At 66.9% G+C, this 17397-nt stretch carries 15 protein-coding genes and 1 pseudogene; 12 read left to right on the forward strand and 4 right to left on the reverse strand.

All coding sequences use genetic code 11. The features are described 5' to 3' along the window. Window positions 1-3: 3 nt before the first annotated feature. Window positions 4-1065: a YdcF family protein gene (locus MVF96_RS21355; protein WP_247450366.1), complete on the reverse strand. Its 1062-nt coding sequence runs from the start codon at window positions 1063-1065 to the stop codon at window positions 4-6. 216 nt (window positions 1066-1281) lie between these two features. On the opposite strand from MVF96_RS21355, the gene MVF96_RS21360 reads away from it, so the two are divergent. Both MVF96_RS21360 and MVF96_RS21365 read left to right on the forward strand, forming a co-directional pair. Beyond that, window positions 1282-2367 (forward strand): beta-mannosidase, encoded by a 1086-nt coding sequence (locus MVF96_RS21360; protein ID WP_247450368.1) that lies wholly within the window; start codon window positions 1282-1284, stop codon window positions 2365-2367. Window positions 2368-2432: 65 nt separating this feature from the next. After that, window positions 2433-3941, forward strand: coding sequence for an amino acid permease (locus MVF96_RS21365; RefSeq protein WP_247450370.1), 1509 nt, complete (start codon window positions 2433-2435; stop codon window positions 3939-3941). Window positions 3942-3999: 58 nt separating this feature from the next. Here the strand turns inward: MVF96_RS21365 and MVF96_RS21370 are convergent, their stop codons facing one another. Further along, a complete protein-coding gene (locus tag MVF96_RS21370) occupies window positions 4000-4470 on the reverse strand; it encodes an SRPBCC domain-containing protein (RefSeq protein ID WP_247450372.1) in 471 nt (156 codons plus the stop codon). 120 nt (window positions 4471-4590) lie between these two features. Between MVF96_RS21370 and MVF96_RS21375 the strand changes: the two genes are divergently transcribed. The 3 genes from MVF96_RS21375 to MVF96_RS21385 all read left to right on the forward strand — a co-directional run bounded on the left by MVF96_RS21375 (window position 4591) and on the right by MVF96_RS21385 (window position 7553). After that, complete coding sequence (locus tag MVF96_RS21375; protein ID WP_205334329.1) at window positions 4591-5007, forward strand: TIGR03668 family PPOX class F420-dependent oxidoreductase; 417 nt, start codon at window positions 4591-4593, stop codon at window positions 5005-5007. A gap of 85 nt (window positions 5008-5092) precedes the next feature. Further along, entirely contained in the window at window positions 5093-6769 is a 1677-nt protein-coding gene (locus MVF96_RS21380; RefSeq protein WP_247450374.1) for an SLC13 family permease, read from the forward strand. A gap of 124 nt (window positions 6770-6893) precedes the next feature. Beyond that, entirely contained in the window at window positions 6894-7553 is a 660-nt protein-coding gene (locus MVF96_RS21385; protein WP_247450375.1) for an NADPH-dependent F420 reductase, read from the forward strand. Window positions 7554-7586: 33 nt separating this feature from the next. On the opposite strand, the gene MVF96_RS21390 is transcribed toward MVF96_RS21385, so the two are convergent. Continuing rightward, the gene (locus tag MVF96_RS21390; protein WP_418930407.1) at window positions 7587-8354 is read right to left on the reverse strand and encodes a LysR family substrate-binding domain-containing protein; all 768 of its coding nucleotides are present in this window, start codon (window positions 8352-8354) and stop codon (window positions 7587-7589) included. Window positions 8355-8395: 41 nt separating this feature from the next. Here MVF96_RS21390 and MVF96_RS21395 point away from each other — a divergent pair, with 41 nt between their 5' ends. After that, the gene (locus MVF96_RS21395) at window positions 8396-8785 is read left to right on the forward strand and encodes a DUF5997 family protein (protein WP_247452152.1); all 390 of its coding nucleotides are present in this window, start codon (window positions 8396-8398) and stop codon (window positions 8783-8785) included. Between the two features lie 55 nt (window positions 8786-8840). On the opposite strand, the gene MVF96_RS21400 is transcribed toward MVF96_RS21395, so the two are convergent. Then, window positions 8841-9449 (reverse strand): TetR/AcrR family transcriptional regulator, encoded by a 609-nt coding sequence (locus MVF96_RS21400; RefSeq protein WP_247450379.1) that lies wholly within the window; start codon window positions 9447-9449, stop codon window positions 8841-8843. A 90-nt stretch (window positions 9450-9539) separates the two neighbouring features. Here MVF96_RS21400 and MVF96_RS21405 point away from each other — a divergent pair, with 90 nt between their 5' ends. The 6 genes and pseudogenes from MVF96_RS21405 (at window position 9540) to MVF96_RS21430 (ending at window position 17334) form a co-directional block, all read left to right on the forward strand. Further along, entirely contained in the window at window positions 9540-10715 is a 1176-nt protein-coding gene (locus tag MVF96_RS21405) for a DUF418 domain-containing protein (protein WP_247450380.1), read from the forward strand. Window positions 10716-10814: 99 nt separating this feature from the next. Beyond that, window positions 10815-11336 carry a hypothetical protein gene (locus MVF96_RS21410; RefSeq protein ID WP_247450381.1) on the forward strand — a complete coding sequence of 174 codons (522 nt, stop codon included), beginning with the start codon at window positions 10815-10817 and terminating at the stop codon, window positions 11334-11336. Between the two features lie 165 nt (window positions 11337-11501). After that, window positions 11502-13706, forward strand: a complete 2205-nt coding sequence (locus tag MVF96_RS21415) for an MMPL family transporter (RefSeq protein WP_159371562.1) — start codon at window positions 11502-11504, stop codon at window positions 13704-13706. Window positions 13707-13743: 37 nt separating this feature from the next. After that, window positions 13744-14388 (forward strand): annotated as a pseudogene (locus MVF96_RS21420) (TetR family transcriptional regulator). Between the two features lie 161 nt (window positions 14389-14549). Beyond that, complete coding sequence (locus tag MVF96_RS21425) at window positions 14550-15719, forward strand: phosphatase PAP2 family protein (RefSeq protein WP_247450383.1); 1170 nt, start codon at window positions 14550-14552, stop codon at window positions 15717-15719. A 376-nt stretch (window positions 15720-16095) separates the two neighbouring features. Then, window positions 16096-17334: an ABC transporter substrate-binding protein gene (locus MVF96_RS21430; RefSeq protein ID WP_058249622.1), complete on the forward strand. Its 1239-nt coding sequence runs from the start codon at window positions 16096-16098 to the stop codon at window positions 17332-17334. Window positions 17335-17397: the final 63 nt, after the last annotated feature.

Raw genomic sequence — 17397 nt, forward strand, 5'->3', positions numbered from 1 at the left:
CGACTAGCCGAAGAGAGCGACAGCGGTGCCGGCGATCAGCGGCACACTGAGCAGGACCAGGACGACTCCGTTGATCCATCGGTGGTCACGCAGAACCGCCAAGAACTCACGGACCTGGGCGTTGGGGACGAAGTATCGCGCGGTGTGGGCGCCGGTCGAGAATCCGTCGATCCCGGCAGACCGCATGAGCATCGCTCCGCGGAAGGCGTGATAGCCGCTCGTCACCACCGCGACCGGTTCGGTCACTCCACGCTCGTCGAGCACACGCCTCGAGTACCGGAGGTTCTCCGCGGTGTCGGTGGATCGGTCCTCGAGTGCGATGGCATCACGATCGACGCCCTTCGAGACGAGGTACTCGGCCATCGCCGCGGCCTCCGACAGCCGCTCGTCGCCACCTCTGCCTCCGGAGCAGATGATCAGCGGGTCCAGGCCGGAAGGCCGGGCCAGATCATAGATCTCGCGACCGCGGTCGAGTCGTGACGCCAGCAGCGGACCGACGCGGGACCCGTCGAGCAGACCGGCACCCAGGACGATGATCGCGCCGACCTTCGCCCGTCGCGCCCGCCACCTGCTCCACCGGCCATACAGCCACGACCAGAGAAGCAGCGAGGCGAACACGAAACCCAGGTAACCGGCCGGCATCCCCACCGCCATGAGGAAGTTGAGCAGCGCGTTGCTCGTCGACACGTCGAACCATCCGACCATGATCCCGAGCAGGACAGCGAGCGCGTAACCGGACAGGAGTGCACCCAGGAGCGCCGACAGCAGGTTCGATGGACGGCGCCCCTCTCGGCGCAGAAGCGTCAAGCCGTTGGCGATCAACGACACCCCGAGAATGAGGATGGCAAGCAGCGCAACGAGTCCGAGGGCCACGATGACCACCGCCGGCGCGAGAACCGAGCCGTCGTCGCCGACGCCCCTGTCCACGACCGCGATCACCGCGGCGAGCATCACGCCCGACAAGCCCGCGGTCAGCAGGATGCCGGGGCTCAGACGACGTGGGTCCTGCCATGCGAGCACCGCGCTCATGATGAGCAGCACTGCCGCAACTATCAGTACGCCCATCACGAGCTCGATGGTGTCACAGGTGTCGCGCAGGTCGGGAAATGAGGAATGAGCCCAGTGGCTCTAACTCGATCTCGGCGCACACGAAACGTTTCTCCGTACCCATTCCCAGACACGTTCGAAACCGCGCGGCCGGCGTGCAATCATCAGACGAGTTGGGCCGACGCCACAGTCGGTCCTCGTCATCCCAGGACGCTCACAATGCATCTGCCCGCGATGAGAACTCCGATTCTGGTGCTGAGCATCGGCCTGCTCCTGAGCTGGCTGCTGCCGCCGCCCGCACATGCGTCGCCCAACCGGGTCGATGCCACTCCGGCTGGGCTGACCCTCTATGGACGCCAGTGGTGGCCTTCCGGATTCGACGCCTACCAGCTGGCCACCGATTGGTCGGTGAATGCCGGATGCGGAGCGATGGTTGATCTCGACGACTATTTCGCCGCCTTACCTCCGCATTCGCTCACTCGCTTCAATCTGTTCGCTCAACTGGCCGTGAACAAGTACACCCAGCAATTGGATTTCGGGCCGATGGATGCCGTTTTCGACGCCGCCGCGCGGCACGGTCAGATCGTCTTGCCTGTCCTCGCGGCCGCCGATGGCGCATGCGAGAGCGGAGTTTTCAAGGAACGAGACTGGTACCGATCCGGCTGGCGAACCGTCGCCGGCGCGGGTGGACTCACGTTCGAGCAGTGGGTCAGGACGGCAGTGGGACGCTGGAAGAGCAGGTCGGCCCTGGCGGGATGGGAATTGGTGGGTGAACCCGAAACGTCCATCTGTGGCGATCAGTCGTGTGGATGGCAGCAGCGGTCGTGCCCGGTCGACGCCGCGCGCGTACTGCGGTCGTTCTTCGGCAGCGCAGGTGCGATGGTCACCCGGTTGCACGGCGGGGCGGTGATCTGGTCCGGCTTCACCGGCGGTGGCCAGTGCGGCACCGCCGGGCCCGACTACCAGTACGTCGCCGGCTCCCCGTACGTGGACGTCCTGGACTATCACGACTACGGTGCGGACGGTGTCGCGCTCCCCGGGGATCAGTGGAACGGACTGGCCGAACGTCTACGCCAGGCACGCGTAGTCGGAAAACCCCTCGCGGTGAACGAGATCGGCCAGCATGCCGGCTCATGCGGTTCGACATCCGAGCGCGCCGACGACTTCCGGACCAAGGTCGCCGGTCAGCGGGCGGCCGGGACGGCAACCGCACTCTTCTGGGCATTCGTCCCGGACCCGAGGCACGACCAGTGCACCTACGACATCGGTCCCGGTGACCCGGTGCACGAACTGGTCTCCGAACTGACAAGCCTCGATTGAGGGTCAGCACTCGGGCAACAGTTCAATACCCGGCCGACGGGCCGACCGGCCGTTAGACTCTGCCGATGTCCAGTCCCCTGGGGATCACCCCCGACGAGTCGCTGCGCAAGGGACTTCAGAGTCGTCACATCAGCATGCTCGCGCTCGGCGGTGCCATCGGCACCGGCTTGTTCGTCGCCTCGGGCGCCACCATCTCCGACGCGGGCCCGGGTGGCGCCATCCTGGCGTATCTGCTGATGGGCTGCATGGTCTTCTTCCTGATGCAGAGCCTCGGCGAGATGTCGGCGTACATCCCGTGCAGCAACCCGTTCGAGGAGTACGGAAAGCGCTTCGTGTCCAAGTCCTTCGGCTTCGCAGCCGGGTGGAACTACTGGCTCAACTGGTCGGTCACCCTGGCCGCCGAGTTGGTGGCCGCCGGGCTGATCATGAAGTACTGGGCACCCGACGTGCCGTCGTGGATCTGGTCGGTCGTGTTCCTGGCGGGTCTGCTGGCGCTGAACCTGTTCGCGGTCAAGGCATTCGGCGAAGCCGAGTTCTGGTTCGCGGCGATCAAGGTCATCGCGGTGGTCGTCTTCCTCATCGTCGGCGTGCTGCTGATTCTCGGTGTCATCGGCGACCGTCCTTCGCCGGGCTTCAGCAACTGGACGATCGACGACGCTCCGTTCGTGGACTTCCCGCTCGGCATGCTGTCGGTCTTCCTCATCGCCGGTTTCGCATTCCAGGGCACCGAGATGATCGCGGTCGCCGCCGGCGAGGCGGTCGAACCGAAGACGGCCATTCCACGCGCCGTGCGCACCGTCTTCGTGCGCATCCTGCTGTTCTACATCGGCACCCTGACCGTCATCGCGTTCCTGATCCCGTACACCGACCCCAATCTGCTGAATGCGTCCGAGGAGAACATCGCGATCGCCCCGTTCACCCTCGTGTTCTCCGACGCAGGGATCGCGGTGGCGGCATCGATGATGAACGCCGTGATCCTGATCGCGATCCTGTCGGCGGGCAATGCGAGCCTGTTCGCGGCAACCCGCGCGTTGTACGGCCTGTCGGTGCAGGGCAACGCCCCACGTGTGTTCGCCTGGGTCACGCGATCAGGAGTGCCACTCCTCGCCGTGGCCGCGACGACGGCCATCGGCGCCCTCTGCTTCCTGGCGAGTCGGGTGGGCGACGGTCGCGCGTACGTCTGGCTGGTCACCGCCTCGTCGGTGGCGGGCTTCATCACGTGGATGGGTATCGCGTGGGCCCACTACCGTTTTCGTCGGGCGTGGCAGGCGCAGGGTCTGGACCTCGGCAGACTCCCCTACAAGGCCTGGCTCTACCCGGCCGGCCCGATCATCGCGTTGCTCATGTGTGTCGCCGTCATCGCGGGGCAGAATCTCCCGGCGATCCGCGACGGATCCGCGGGGAATCTCGAACTCTGGCTCACCGCCTACGGCGCACTGTTCGTGTTCCTCGCTCTGTGGTGGGGCCACAAGGTGATCACGCGCAGCCCGACCGTCGACCTGCTCACCGCCGATCTGTCACCCACATCGGCTGCGTCGGCGCATCGCGATCCGGATCCGGACCTCGTCGGCTGACCGGATCGTCGGGCGATCGCGGCGGGGCCGGGTCTCGCTCAGTCGATGACCTCGCGGATCAACCGACAAGTTCGGCGATGTGGTTCAACGAGTTACGCAGATGGTCGTCGGCGAACGGCGGGAACTCGATGTACTCGCGGATGTGGGCGGGTACGGCCGACCAGTCGTAGGTCAGGGTGAGCTCGGTGGACGACTCCCCCACCGGCACCAGGTCGTACCGCCATGTCCAGCCGCCGAACTCGAGCTCCCCGGAGTCGTTGCGCTGCCCTGGTTGCCACGCTATCGCCGACAGCGGTTCGATCACCTCGACCCGGTTCTCCATCAGGTAGTCACCATCCGGATGGTTGGAGTGGTACATGTTCATCCGGAATACCTGGCCCACCTCCCGCAGCGGTGTCGTGTCGACTGCGTCCCGAACCCAGCCGGTGCCGTCGATGGCCTGGTGTGTGCGGGGGTCGGCGAGCGCCGCGAACACCTCGTCGGGCGTGGCGGAGATCGTGCGTCTGACGGCAACGTTCTGGTTCGTCATGGTGCTGGCCCTTTCGGGTCGGGTCCCCTGGATCGGGGTTCGGACACAGAGGTGGACCCGAACCGGCGCCCGAGCTCATCGGTGACCTTGTTTCCCACGAGTGCATGCCATCCTCGGATGATGGACCTGCGCCTGAGTCGCGAACGCTTCGCCGCCGCCCGGTCGGTCACGCTCGCCACCGTGTCACCCTCCACCAAGCCGCACCTGGTCCCCGTCGTGTGCGCACTCGACGACGACGTCATCTACACGTGCGTGGATCACAAGCCGAAACGAACCACCGCACTCCGTCGTCTCGCCAGCATCGCGGACAACCCCGCGGTGTCACTCTTGGCTGACGTGTATTCCGACAACTGGGATGAACTCTGGTGGGTGCGGGTCGACGGCCGGGCACACGTCGTCGACGCCGGTGAACCCATCGGCAGTCACGGCATCGACACGCTGGCCGCGAAGTACCCGCAGTATCGACTCCGACGGCCCGATGGACCGGTGATCGTCGTGGAGTCTCTGACGTGGCACAGCTGGTCGGCCACCTCATAGGCACGTCGGCGGGCGGCGGTTTCGGATAATTCCGACACGCTCCTCGATAGGCTGGGTGCCACGCAGGCATACCGAGGAGGCTCCGATGGTGCAGCGCAGCGGCGAACGGCCACGCGACAACCGGTCCGACACACCGGGCTCGGCCGGCCGAGGCTCCGGATCGCCTGACTCACAGCAGGAGTTCGACGAGATCGACCACCAGTCGGCGGGTGAGCGCGCCGACGAGGTGGAACCGAAGATGCGGCGTCGGCAGTGGATCGGACTCGTTGCCGGCGTGGCACTCGCGGCACTGGTCTACGTGATACTGCCCGCCGAGGTCGGGCAGGGAGCCCGGCTCACGGCGTCGACCGCAGTTCTCATGGGCCTCTGGTGGATGACCGAGGCGATACCCATCCCCGCGACCGCGCTGCTGCCGCTGGTGATCTTCCCGGTCTTCGGCTCAGACGAAGCAGGCGAATCGATCTCGGTGAACGACGTCGGCGCGGCCTACGGGAACAACGTCATCTTCCTGTTCATGGGCGGCTTCATCATCGCCCTCGCGATGCAACGGTGGAATCTGCACCGCCGCATAGCCCTGGTGACCGTCGCAGCGATGGGCACCAAGCCGCCGATGGTCATCGCCGGCTTCATGATCGCCACCGGATTCCTCTCGATGTGGGTGTCCAACACCGCAACCGCCGTGATGATGATCCCGATCGGCGTGTCGGTCCTGGCGCTGGTGCTCGACCTCGGCAAGGAATCGGGCACCGACGCCCCCGCGCCGAAGGCCACCGGCACCGACGAACCGGTGGACGGTGAGACCCTCACCCAGGCGGTCATCAAGAGCAACTTCGGCACGGCACTGATGCTCGGCATCGCCTACGCCGCATCGATCGGATCGTTGGGCACGATCATCGGCACCCCGCCCAACACCCTCCTGGTCGGATACCTCGAGGGTGAAGGCATCGACATCGGGTTCCTGGAGTGGATGATCGCCGGCGTCCCGCTCGCCGTGATCTTCCTGGCCATCGCGTGGTTCCTGCTCACTCACGTCCTGTTCAAGCCGGAGATCGACGACATCCCCGGCGGCCGGCGCATCATCCGCGATCAGCTCGACGGCCTCGGCTCGATGTCGCAGGGCGAGATCCGGGTCGCCGCGATCTTCGGCCTCACCGCACTGGCGTGGATCGCGGTCCCGCTGATCTGGGACGAGAATCCGCCGATCTCGGACACCGGCATCGCGATGACGGCGGCGATCCTGCTGTTCCTGCTGCCCAGCGGCTCCAAACCCGGTGTGCGCCTGCTCGACTGGGAGACCGCGATCAAACTGCCATGGGGAGTGCTGCTGCTGTTCGGCGGCGGCCTCGCCTTGTCCCAGCAGTTCGAGTCCAGCGGACTGACCGCCTGGATCGGCGACGTGGCCGCCGGGCTCGACACGATCCCGGTCATCGTGCTGGTGGTCATCGCGGCGACCGCGATCATCTTCCTCACCGAGATCACGAGCAACACCGCGACAGCGGCAACCTTTCTCCCGGTCGCCGGAGGCGTGGCCATGGGAATGGGTCTCGACCCTCTGGTGCTCACGATCCCCGTCGCCCTCGCCGCAACCTGCGCATTCATGCTCCCGGTGGCGACGCCACCGAACGCGGTGGCCTACGCCAGCGGGTACGTCACCATCGGTCAGATGATCCGCGGCGGGCTCTGGCTCAACCTCATCGGGATCGTGCTCATCACCCTCGCCGCCTACACCGTGTTCGCGTGGTCTCTCGGCATCGCGTACTGACCCACGACTCGACCGGGCCCAGATCGAGTCGCTCGTCACCCTCCCGCCGACCACGGGAATGCACCGAACCGACGGATCCGTTGCGCGAAGGGTCAACAACGTCGTCGAACAAAGAGGTGCAGTTGTGAAGATCGGGATCATCGGAGCGGGATTCATCGGCGGGACGCTCACGCGTCGTCTGGCATCGTTGGGGCACGAGGTGCGGGTGGCGAACTCGCGCGACCCGGAGACGCTGGCCGAACTGGCCTCCGAGACCGGCGCCACCGCCGTTTGGGCCGCCGACGCCGCGAAGGACGCCGACCTGGTGATCGTCAGCATCCCGCAGAAGAACACCCCCGACCTCGCGCCGGGCATCCTCGACGCCCGCAAGCCCGACGCCCCGGTGATCGAGACCAACAACTACTACCCCCAGCAGCGCGACGGCAAGATCGAGGCGATCGAGAACGGCACCCCCGAGAGCGTGTGGGTGTCGGAACTGCTCGGCGTCCCGGTGTACAAGGTGTTCAACGGGATCTACTGGAAGCACCTGCTGAACAAGGGCGTACCCGCGGGCACAGAGGGCCGTATCGCGCTGCCGATCGCCGGCGACGATACGGCGGGCAAGGAGATCGTGTTCCGCGTGGTCGACGAACTCGGGTTCGACCCGGTCGACGCCGGACCGCTCGCCGAGTCGTGGCGGCAACAGCCGGGAACGCCGGTGTACGGCAAGGATTTCGGCGTCGACGACACCCTCAAGGCGCTCGCCGAGGCGTCGCCGGAACGCACCGCTGAGTGGCGCGCCTGACGCACTGACAGGGGCGGCACGCCACGGCGGGAATCACCGACGCTTCGGACGTCCGGGCCCGCGTCGCGCGCCCTTGCCGGGGATCTTTCCGGCCGCCTCGCGTGCCGCCCTCTTCGCCGCCGCCTTCTCCTTGGCCGACCGTTTGGGCGCCTCGTCGGTCCGCCCCCGCGACGACGTCGCCTTGCGGCCGCGCACGATGCCGATGAACTCATCGGCCAATTGAGTTGTGGGAGCAGGCCACAGGAGTCCGACGCTCCCGGTCGGGGCGTCGGTGACCGGTCGATACACCAGGTCCTTGCGGTGATGCAGGCGCGCCAGCGACTGCGGCACGAGCAGTACGCCGACGCCGGCCGCGACGAGTTCGACTGCGTCACCGGTGGTCTCGGGCCGATGATCCACCGCCGCACCCGGGCGTTCGGATACTGTCAACGGCTCGTCCAGCGGCCACAGGAACTGCTCGTCGGCCAGATCAGCCAGGGTCATCTCGTCGCCGGCGGTCAGGGCGTGGTCCTTCGGCACCACGACGACCGTCGTCTCCTCGTACAGGTCGATCGTGTGATGTTCCCGCGCATCGCCGGACCGCAGGGCATCGGGCAATCTGGTGATCGCCATGTCGACGCGCCGCTCCCCGACCGCCTCGGCACAGTCCGCGACGTCGACGGCGACGAGTTCCAGCGGGACGTCGGGACGCCGCTCGGCCCAGATCCTGACCCACTTGCTCGGCGTGACCCCCGAAACGTACGCCAGTCGGAAGACAGGGGCCTCGCCCGCTGCGTGAACGTCGGGTGTGGTCACGCCCAAAGGCTACCGCCCGATACCCTCGTCGAATGAGCTCGCAGTCGATGAAGCCGGCCACCGCCGCCAAGAAGCTGGACGTGTACCTGCCGGCCACTCCTGCGGAGTTCCAGCAGGGCCCGATCACCCGGGCCGAGCTCGCCGCCCTCCAGACCGACCCGCCGGAATGGCTCCGCACGCTTCGCGCCGACGGCCCGCACCCGAAGAATCTGGTCGCGGCACAACTCGGCATCTCGAACTCGGGCCTGGTTCGCGGGGGAATCACCGAGGCACTCACGACGGCACAGATCGACGACCTCCTCGCCGAGATGCCGGATTGGCTGGCCGCCGAACGCGCCACCCAGATCGAGGTCCGTCGCGAGGAGCGGCGCGTCAAGTCGCTGCATGCCGACCGACGACGCGCCCGCGAGGAGGGTGACACGGACCCGGAGAGTTAGTCCTCCGACCGGTCCGCAGCAGCACAACGGTATCCGCCCGACAGCGAATATCGTTTCACTGCAACGTCTCTCGGATCTCGACCGCCAGCCCTGTCAGATACTCCCGGAGCACGCGCTGCGCGCGAGCCGGCGAATCCGTGTCGGCGAGGAGCAGGTGCATCGCCAGACCGTCGACAAGGGCGTGTACCGCGATCGCTTGAGAGTCGAGTTCGCGGCCGGCGCCGATCAGCCCGTGCTCGTCGAGGACGCCCAGCACCGTCCGACAGAGTGAGCGCAAACCGTCGTGGGCCTCGCGCGCAGCATCCGCGAGACCGGGGTGTGCCACCGACTCGGTCACCATCGCGAGGTTGACGTGCATCTCGACGCGCCGCTCGTCGTCCAGCGGTAGGACCTCGGACAACACGGCTTCGGCCCAGCGGAGCGGATCGCGGATCCGGTCGTGCTCGCGGATGCGGAGCGCCACCCGTTCATAGATCAGGCGCATCGAGAACTCGAGCAGCTCTTCCTTGTCCCCGAACACGTGTCGAAGCGAGCCCACCGAGATGTTCGCCTCGGCCGCCACCTCCCGGACCGATACTCCGGATGCGCCTTCGCGCAACACGATCCGCCACAGGGCCTCGGCTATCTCGGCGCGTCGCCCGTCCCGGTCGATCAACTTGGGCATTGACCCATGCTAGTACACCCGTGCTACCTTGACTTCGAGTTTTGATAGCACGGTTGTGTCAGCAAAAAAGTGGCACAGGACGGAGACACGATGGCGACCCGACACGCGGCGCTGGACGTCCTGCGCGGCATCGCGATTCTGGGCACCCTCGCCACCAACATCTGGATCTTCACCAACCCGGAGGGGTTGATCGGCTACATCCAGGGCGCCTACCGGGCCACCGGCTCCTGGGCGGTGGCCGAGGACGTCCTGCAGCAGCTCGCCCAGGGCAAATTCCTCGGTCTGCTCACGATCATGTTCGGAATCGGGCTGGCCATCCAGCAGCGGTCGGCTGTTCGACGAGGCCGGCCCTGGCCGGGACGGTACTACTGGCGAGCCGCGCTGCTGTTCGTCGACGGCGTGATCAACTACTTCCTCTTCACCGAGTTCGACGTCCTCATGGGTTACGCGGTCACCGGACTCATCGTCGCCTACCTGCTGTCGATGCGGCTGCGGCGCCAGTACGTCGCGATCGCGATCGCCGCGTCGACGCATCTGGCGCTGCTGGGGCTGCTGAGCTGGGCCCTTCTCGCCGCGCCCGCTGCATCGAGTCCGGGCGCCGGGCTGTCCCCGAACCCCTACGCAGACGGCAGTTTCGTCGACCTCGTCGCTTTTCGCGCCGAGAACTTCCTGATGTTCCGTGCCGAGGTCCTCTTCATCCTGCCGATGTCGATCGCGCTTTTCCTCATCGGCGCGGCCCTGCTGCGCGCCGGCGTCCTGGAACCGCGCGGCGCCCGGCTTCGGCGACGCCTGATGGCCGTCGGGCTGGGGATCGCCCTACCTCTCGACCTCGCCGTCGGACTGGCCGGTGGCGATGCCGGACTCGTCGTGGGGCGGTACGGGTTGGCGCCGGTCGTCGCACTGGGGTTGCTCGCATGGGTCGCCGGGTACTACGCCGACGGCCGCACTCCCGGGCGGTGCGGCCGCGCGCTGACACCGGTCGGTCGAATGGCGTTGTCCTGCTATGTGTTACAGAACGCGATCGCGGGTGCCGTCTGTTACGGCTGGGGCCTGGGGCTCGCGCAACATCTCGACGGCTCGACGCTGGTCCCCGCCACGGTGTCCCTGCACCTCGCCATCGCCGTGGTGCTCATGCTGTTCTCCCGCTTCTGGCTCAACCGATTCGAGCGGGGCCCTCTCGAATGGCTGTGGCACCGAAGCTACGACCGCATCACCACTTCCGCCGACCGGCGAATGTCACCCGAACGAGTGGACTACCCGCGGTGACGGCTGCTCGACCGCAGGTCAGCGAGCTGACCGGGATGGGTTAGCCATCCCCGCCGCGGGGTACCCGACGCGCACCATCATCCGACCGAGGAGTGAGTCGTGGACACCGCCATCTGGATCATCATCGCCGTCGTCGTCGTGATCGTCATTCTTGCGCTCGTGTTGCTGCTTCTTCGTCAGCGAAAGGCACGCCGACGGGTTCAAGCCGAGGAGATCAGGCAGAACGCCACGCAACAGGTCTCGACCGTCCGCCACCGCGAGGCCGTCGCCGAGGAGGCCGACGCCCGGGCACGGAAAGCGCAGGCCGAAGCCGACGCCAAGTCCGCAGAGGCCAAGCGGCTGCAGGAACAGGCACGCCACCACCAGGGACACGCGGCCGAGTCGCGGCACGAGGTCGAAAGCGAGTTCGCCCGTGCGGACCGTCTCGACCCCGATGTCCGACGGAACGCGGATGGACGGGACACCGAGGGACAGGGCGCCGACGGGCGTGGTGCGGACGGGCGGAACGACCCGAACATCGCAGGCCGGCACGCCGGTCAGCCGTCGAACAACCCTATCGATCCGCGTCACCGCCCGGACGCCGATCCCCGCGGACACCAGACGCCGCCGAACGCCCGCTGACGAGACCCTCTCGCAAGGCGACACCGGCCACACCTGCAGCGCGGCGGACGGAGCAAGATCCGAAAAGTGGTACTCAGTCCCGAGTGTTAGTGGGTACCATTTCTCTCGTCATCTGCGCCGGGACCTTCGGGGGCCGGTCTTCCGCAGCACCAGAGGGGTCCACGCATGGCGTCGTTTCTGTTCAAGCTCGGAAGCTTCTGCTTTCGCCACAAATGGTCGGTGATCGCGGCCTGGCTGGCTGCGCTCATCGCGGTCGCCGGACTGGTCGGCGCACTCCAGCCCAAGTTCGCGCAGGACTTCAGCCTTCCCGGCACCGACTCGGGGGTTGCCACCGAACAGGTCGAGCAGTACTTCCCACAGGTCATGGCCCAGCAGGAACAGGCGTCGACGAGCATCCTCGTCGCTGCCGAGGACGGGCTGCAGAACCACACCGCGCAGCTGAACGAACTCGCCGCGGCCCTCCGCGGACTCCCCGACGTGATCGAGCCGCAGACTGTCGTCAACCCGCTGACGGTTGCGGCCGCTGAACCAGCACTCGCAGCGCAGGTCGTCGGCGACAACGGTCGGGTCGGCCTCATCCAGGTTCGCCAGGACATCCCGATCCTCGACCTCACCGTCGAGAACAAGGAAGAACTCGTCTCGATCCTGGACGAGTTCTCCGTCGACGGTCTGCAGGTGGAGGCAACCGGGTCGCTGATGCAGGTGATGGAAGCCGGCGGCACGGCCGAACTGCTCGGTTTCGCCGTCGCCTTCGTCGTGATGATCGTGGCGTTCGGAGCTCTCATCGCCGCCTTCATACCTCTCGTCACCGCGATCGTCAGTGTCGGCATCACCATCCTGCTGCTCACGCTGTCGGCCGAGGCTCTGTCGATCAACGAGTCCGCCACCGCCATCGTCACGATGCTCGGCATCGCCGTCTCCATCGACTACGCGCTGTTCATCGTGTCCCGGTACCGCGCGGAACTACTCCGCGGCGGCGCGCCATCAGACGCCATCGGCCGAGCCGTCGGCACAGCCGGGTCGGCGGTGGTTTTCGCCGGCCTCACCGTGATCGTGGCGGTGGTGGCCCTCATGGTGATCGGCATCCCGATCATCACTCAGATGGGCGCGGGTGCCGGCGTCGCCGTGTTCATCGCGGTGCTGGCTGCTCTGACCCTCATCCCCGCCATTCTCGGCGCGTTCGGGCGATTCGCCTTCCTACCTCGAATCCCCTGGATCAAGCACGCCGTGGAATCCGAGGACGACACTATGGGCGTCAAGGTCGGGCGCACCGTCGTCAAGTGGCCCATCCCGTTCATCGTGATCGGCCTGCTGGCGCTCGCGGCCGCGGCCATCCCGGCAACCAAGCTGGAACTCGGTCTGTCGCTGTCCAGCGAAGCCGAAGCACCCGCGCAGGAACTGCTGAGCCGCGGTTTCGGTGAGGGCATCAACGGCCCATTGCTCGTCGTCGTACACGACGAGGACGGCGCGATCAACGCCCCGGCCGAGGAGACCGTGCGGCACATCGCAACCCTGAGTGATGTCGCCAACCCCGAGGGGCTCACCTGGACGGGCAACCGAGCAGGCGACACCGCGCTCATCATGGTCACCCCGGAGAGCGCGCCGTCGTCAGCCGCCACACACGACCTCATGGAGCAGATCCGCGCCTTCGCACCGACGGTCGAGAACCGTGGCGCGGAACTCCACGTCGGCGGTCAGACAGCCATCATGTCCGATCTCTCCCAGAAACTCGACGATGCACTCATCCCCTACCTGGTCGTGGTCGTCGGTCTCGCATTCCTGATCATGATCGGCGTCTTCCGGTCGCTCTGGGTCCCGCTCATCGGCACCCTCGGATTCGTCTTCTCGGTCCTGGCGACCTTCGGCGTCACCGTGGCGATCTTCCAGGAGGGCTGGCTGGGATTGATCACCCACACGCAGCCGATCATCTCCTTCCTGCCGATCTTCCTCATCGGCGTGGTGTTCGGGCTCGCGATGGACTACCAGGTGTTCCTGGTGACCCGAATGCGCGAGGAGTTCATGCACGGCTTGTCGGCCAAGGAGGCGATCGTCGCCGGTTACCGGCACGGAGCCCGGGTGGTCACGTCGGCGGCGATCATCATGATCAGCGTCTTCGCGGCGTTCATGCTCTCCCCGGAGACGACCGCCAAGATGATGGGTTTCGCGCTGGCCGCGGCAGTGTTCTTCGACGCCTTCGTGATCCGCATGCTGGTCGTACCCGCGGCGATCGCGTTGCTCGGCGACCGGGCCTGGGGCCTCCCGCGCTGGCTCGACCGCTTCGTGATCAACTTCGACATCGAGGGCGAAGCAGTCCGCCATCGTGGGCTCGAGGAACCGGACGACACCAGGTCCCCGGTCCCGGCGAGTTGATAAGCCGCACAATCCTTCTGACAAGAAGTGAGCACGTATGGGCAACTGCCTGACTGTGCACGCCGGCTCCGACGCCCCGGAACCCGCACCGGGGCGTCGGATGGGCCTGCGTGAACAGAACAAACTGCGCACCCGCAACGCCATCCGGCAGGCGGCGATCACCCTGATCGCCGAGCAGGGGTACGCCAAGACCACCGTCGAGCAGATCGCCGAGGCCGCCGGCGTCTCACACACGACGTTCTTCCGCTACTTCCCGTCGAAGGAACAGGTGGTCGTCGGAGACGAGCACCTGCATGCCTAGGCGCACGCGATCGTCGAGTCCATGCCGCCCGGCCTCAGCCACTTCGATCTCATCCGGCGCCTGATGACCGAGCTGCACCGCCTGACGGTCGACGACCCCTGGGTCGGCAATCCGCTCCGCATGCAACTGATCCGCACCGAGCCGTTGCTGCAGAAGCCCTTTCAGGTCGAGTCCGAGCGCATGATCTCGGACATGACCCAGCTCATCGCCGACTACTTACGGATCGCGCCCGACGACTTCCGGCTCAAGGTGTTCCTCGACGCGGTGGCCGGGGTGACCTTCCATCTGGCCACCGAGTTCGACGACAACCGGGAGATGCCCCAGCTCGAGACGACCCTGCGCGCGATCGATCTGCTCGAGCAGGGGTTGCCGGTCGGATGAACAGTAGTTGTCCGGCCATTCGCCCCGCGAACATTCCCTCTAGGATTCAGAGCGTGATCTCGGACAACGCTGCCCGACCGCGACCGATGCCGGGCCTTCGACACGGCTCCTCGCTGCGCTCGTCGCCGGCTCAGGCAGCAGGGGGCACTGGCCGCTGGTCAGTGATTGCCATTGCGGTGGTCGCGGCCATCGCGGCCACCGTCTCGCTCGCGGCATCGGCCCAGGCCGCGCCGGCCAAGCCGACCCCGGCACCGTTCCCGGTGACCGACATCGCGCGGCTCTACGCCTCGGACGTCTCGTCGTATCCGGGCGGCGTGTACCTGCAACCGGTGGAGACGTTCACCGCCCTGCGCCGCGATCACCCCGAGGTGATGGCCCGCAATCTCGAGACGGCCGTCGCGATCAACCAGTCGGCGGCCGGCAACCCGGGACTGCAGCGCCGAGCGCTCGCCGACGCACACGACGATCCGCTCTGGACGATGTCCGATGCCTTCGGCGACCGGCTCGGACGGGATTTCCGGAACGCCCTCGCCGCCAATCGCCTCCCGAAGACCACGGCCCTCTTCAGCGACTACCTCGCCCGCGCCGGTGGGCTCGCGAACGCGACGCTCGTCGAGAAGTACGTGTTCGGGTACGAGCGGCCGTTCATCGTCGCACCCGAGCGGATCCGCAAGTACATGCGCGCCGGAGCCAGCGAGTACGACGCGCTGGGCAGCAACCCGTCGTTCCCGTCCGGCCACACCAGCCTGTTCTTCTGGCGGGGCACCCTGTTCGCGTCGATGCTCCCGGAACTCGCGCCGCAGTTCCTCGCCCGTGCCTCGGAGGGTGGATATCACCGCATCGTGCTGGGCGTGCACTACCCGCTCGACGTGATCGGTGGAGCGATCGTCGGGCAGGCCGCCGCCGCCGATCGCTGGAACGACCCGCAGTTCCGCCGGCTCCTCGCCGCGTCTGCCACCGAGATCCGCAAGGAACTCGAATGGCGTTGCGGCGCAGCCCTCTCGGTGTGCATCGCGCGTGACACGCCCTACGCCACCGATGCCGCGGCCCAGACGATCTACGCCCAGCGCATGACCTACGGATTCGGACGCGTCTCGTCGCCGACACATCCGATGGTGGTGCCCCGACAGGCCGTCGAACTGATCGCCGGGGCGTACCCGCGACTGACCGACGAGCAGCGGCGTCAGGTCCTGGAACAGACCGCGTCGCCCGCGGGATATCCGCTCGACGACCAGCGTCCCGGCCGCGCCTCCTGGCAGCGCCTGGACCTCGTCCGTGCTTACACCGCCGACGTCACGGTCGGCCGCGACGGTCGGGTGACCGTCCACTGAGGGCCGCCCTGACCTGCCGGTAACTGAATCGTTTGTCCCACTGCCCGTTGCGAACTCGTTCGTGACGGGCAGTGTCGTGCCATGTGGTCCACTGTGTGTCCAGTTTCGCCGAACAGCTTGACACCGGCGTAAGGGTATGGCTACTTTTCGAGTGGCCCACATCACATCCGACGTGGACTCACCGCCGTGACCAGGGCGGACGGTGCCGGAATCGCGGACCCAGACACAGCACTGGGTCGATGAACTCAATCCTTCTAAGCCCCGCCGGGGCGATGTCGCCGTGCCCTCTCGCAGGGCGGTTCCGTCGTGCCCGGAGATCATCGGGAAAGGCAGTCGAAACACGCGTTGGTCGAATTCACGCAGGAGAGCCGGACGGTTGGCGGCGGTCGCCGTCGCCGCGGCGTGCATCTTCTCGGTCGTGTCGTGCAGCAGCGACGACGGCGGATCGTCGGACGGCTCCGCCGCGGATGCCAGCGGCACCAAGGCGTCGGGCGAGGCGATCAAGGTGGGGTTGTTCAACCCCACCAAGGGCCCCGCCACCCAGGGTGGCGTGACCACCGGCAAGGACGCCGCCCTGGACTACATCAACAACCAGATCGGCGGCATCGGGGGCCGGCCCGTCGAGATCGTCGACTGCGGAATCGACCAGACCGCACCGGAATCGACGGTGTCGTGCGCCAACCAGTTCGTCGAGGCCGGCGTGGTCGCCGCGATCGACGGCTACAATGCCGAATCCGCCTCCGCGGTGCCGATTCTCACCTCGGCCGGCATCCCGCTGGTCGGCCAGATCCCGTTCAACACCTCCACCGGCGCCTCGGCGGAGAACCGCGTGTACTTCGGTCCGCCACCCGCCGCGTTCCTCGTCGGTTTCATGCAGCAGCTCAAGGCCGCGAACAAGAACTCGCTGACGCTGGCGAATGCCGATCTCCCTCAGGCACATCAGGTCTTCGACGGTTTGATGAAGCCGCTCGGCGCCCAGCTCGGCATCGACGTCAAGTCGGTCTACTACCCGCCGACCGGCCCGAACTTCACCTCGCTGGCCACCACCCTGGCCGAGGGCAACCCCGCCGCGGCCGGCCTGATGACCTCACAGAACGACAACGTGTGCACCAAGCTCGCGCAGTCGCTGCGGTCGGTGAACTACGAGGGCACCATGTTCATGGCGGCCTGCACCGACTTCATCGACACCATGGGTGCGCAAGCGGTTGGCGCACAGACCTACTCACCGATCTGGCAGCCCCCGGCCATGGACTCCGCACCGGAGCCGGCCAAGGCGAATCTCGGGATCGCCCAGAAGTTCATCGACGAGCAGGGTGGCACCGGCGGTTTCTACGCCTACGGCACCTTCGCGACCCTCGCCGACTTCGCGATCACGCTCAACAACGCCAAGGTCACCGATTTCACCGGCCCGAACGTGCTCGGTGCGCTCAAGGCAGTCACCGACTACCAGTCGTTCATCGGCCCGAAGCTCAACTGCGGTAAGCCGACCACGCCGAACTGCACCACCGAGATGCTGCTGTTCGACGTCGTCGCCGAGAAGAAGACCGAACCCGCCACCGGCGGCTTCATCACCCCGCTTCCGGCTGCGCTGCAGCGCATCCCGGGCGCTTACTGACACGGGTCGCTGGTGTGGCGGGGTGGTCACCCACCCCGCCACACCCGGCTCTGCTCCCCGATC

It is taken from the genome of Gordonia hongkongensis, assembly GCF_023078355.1.
In the GTDB taxonomy this organism is placed as follows: Bacteria; Actinomycetota; Actinomycetes; order Mycobacteriales; family Mycobacteriaceae; genus Gordonia; species Gordonia hongkongensis.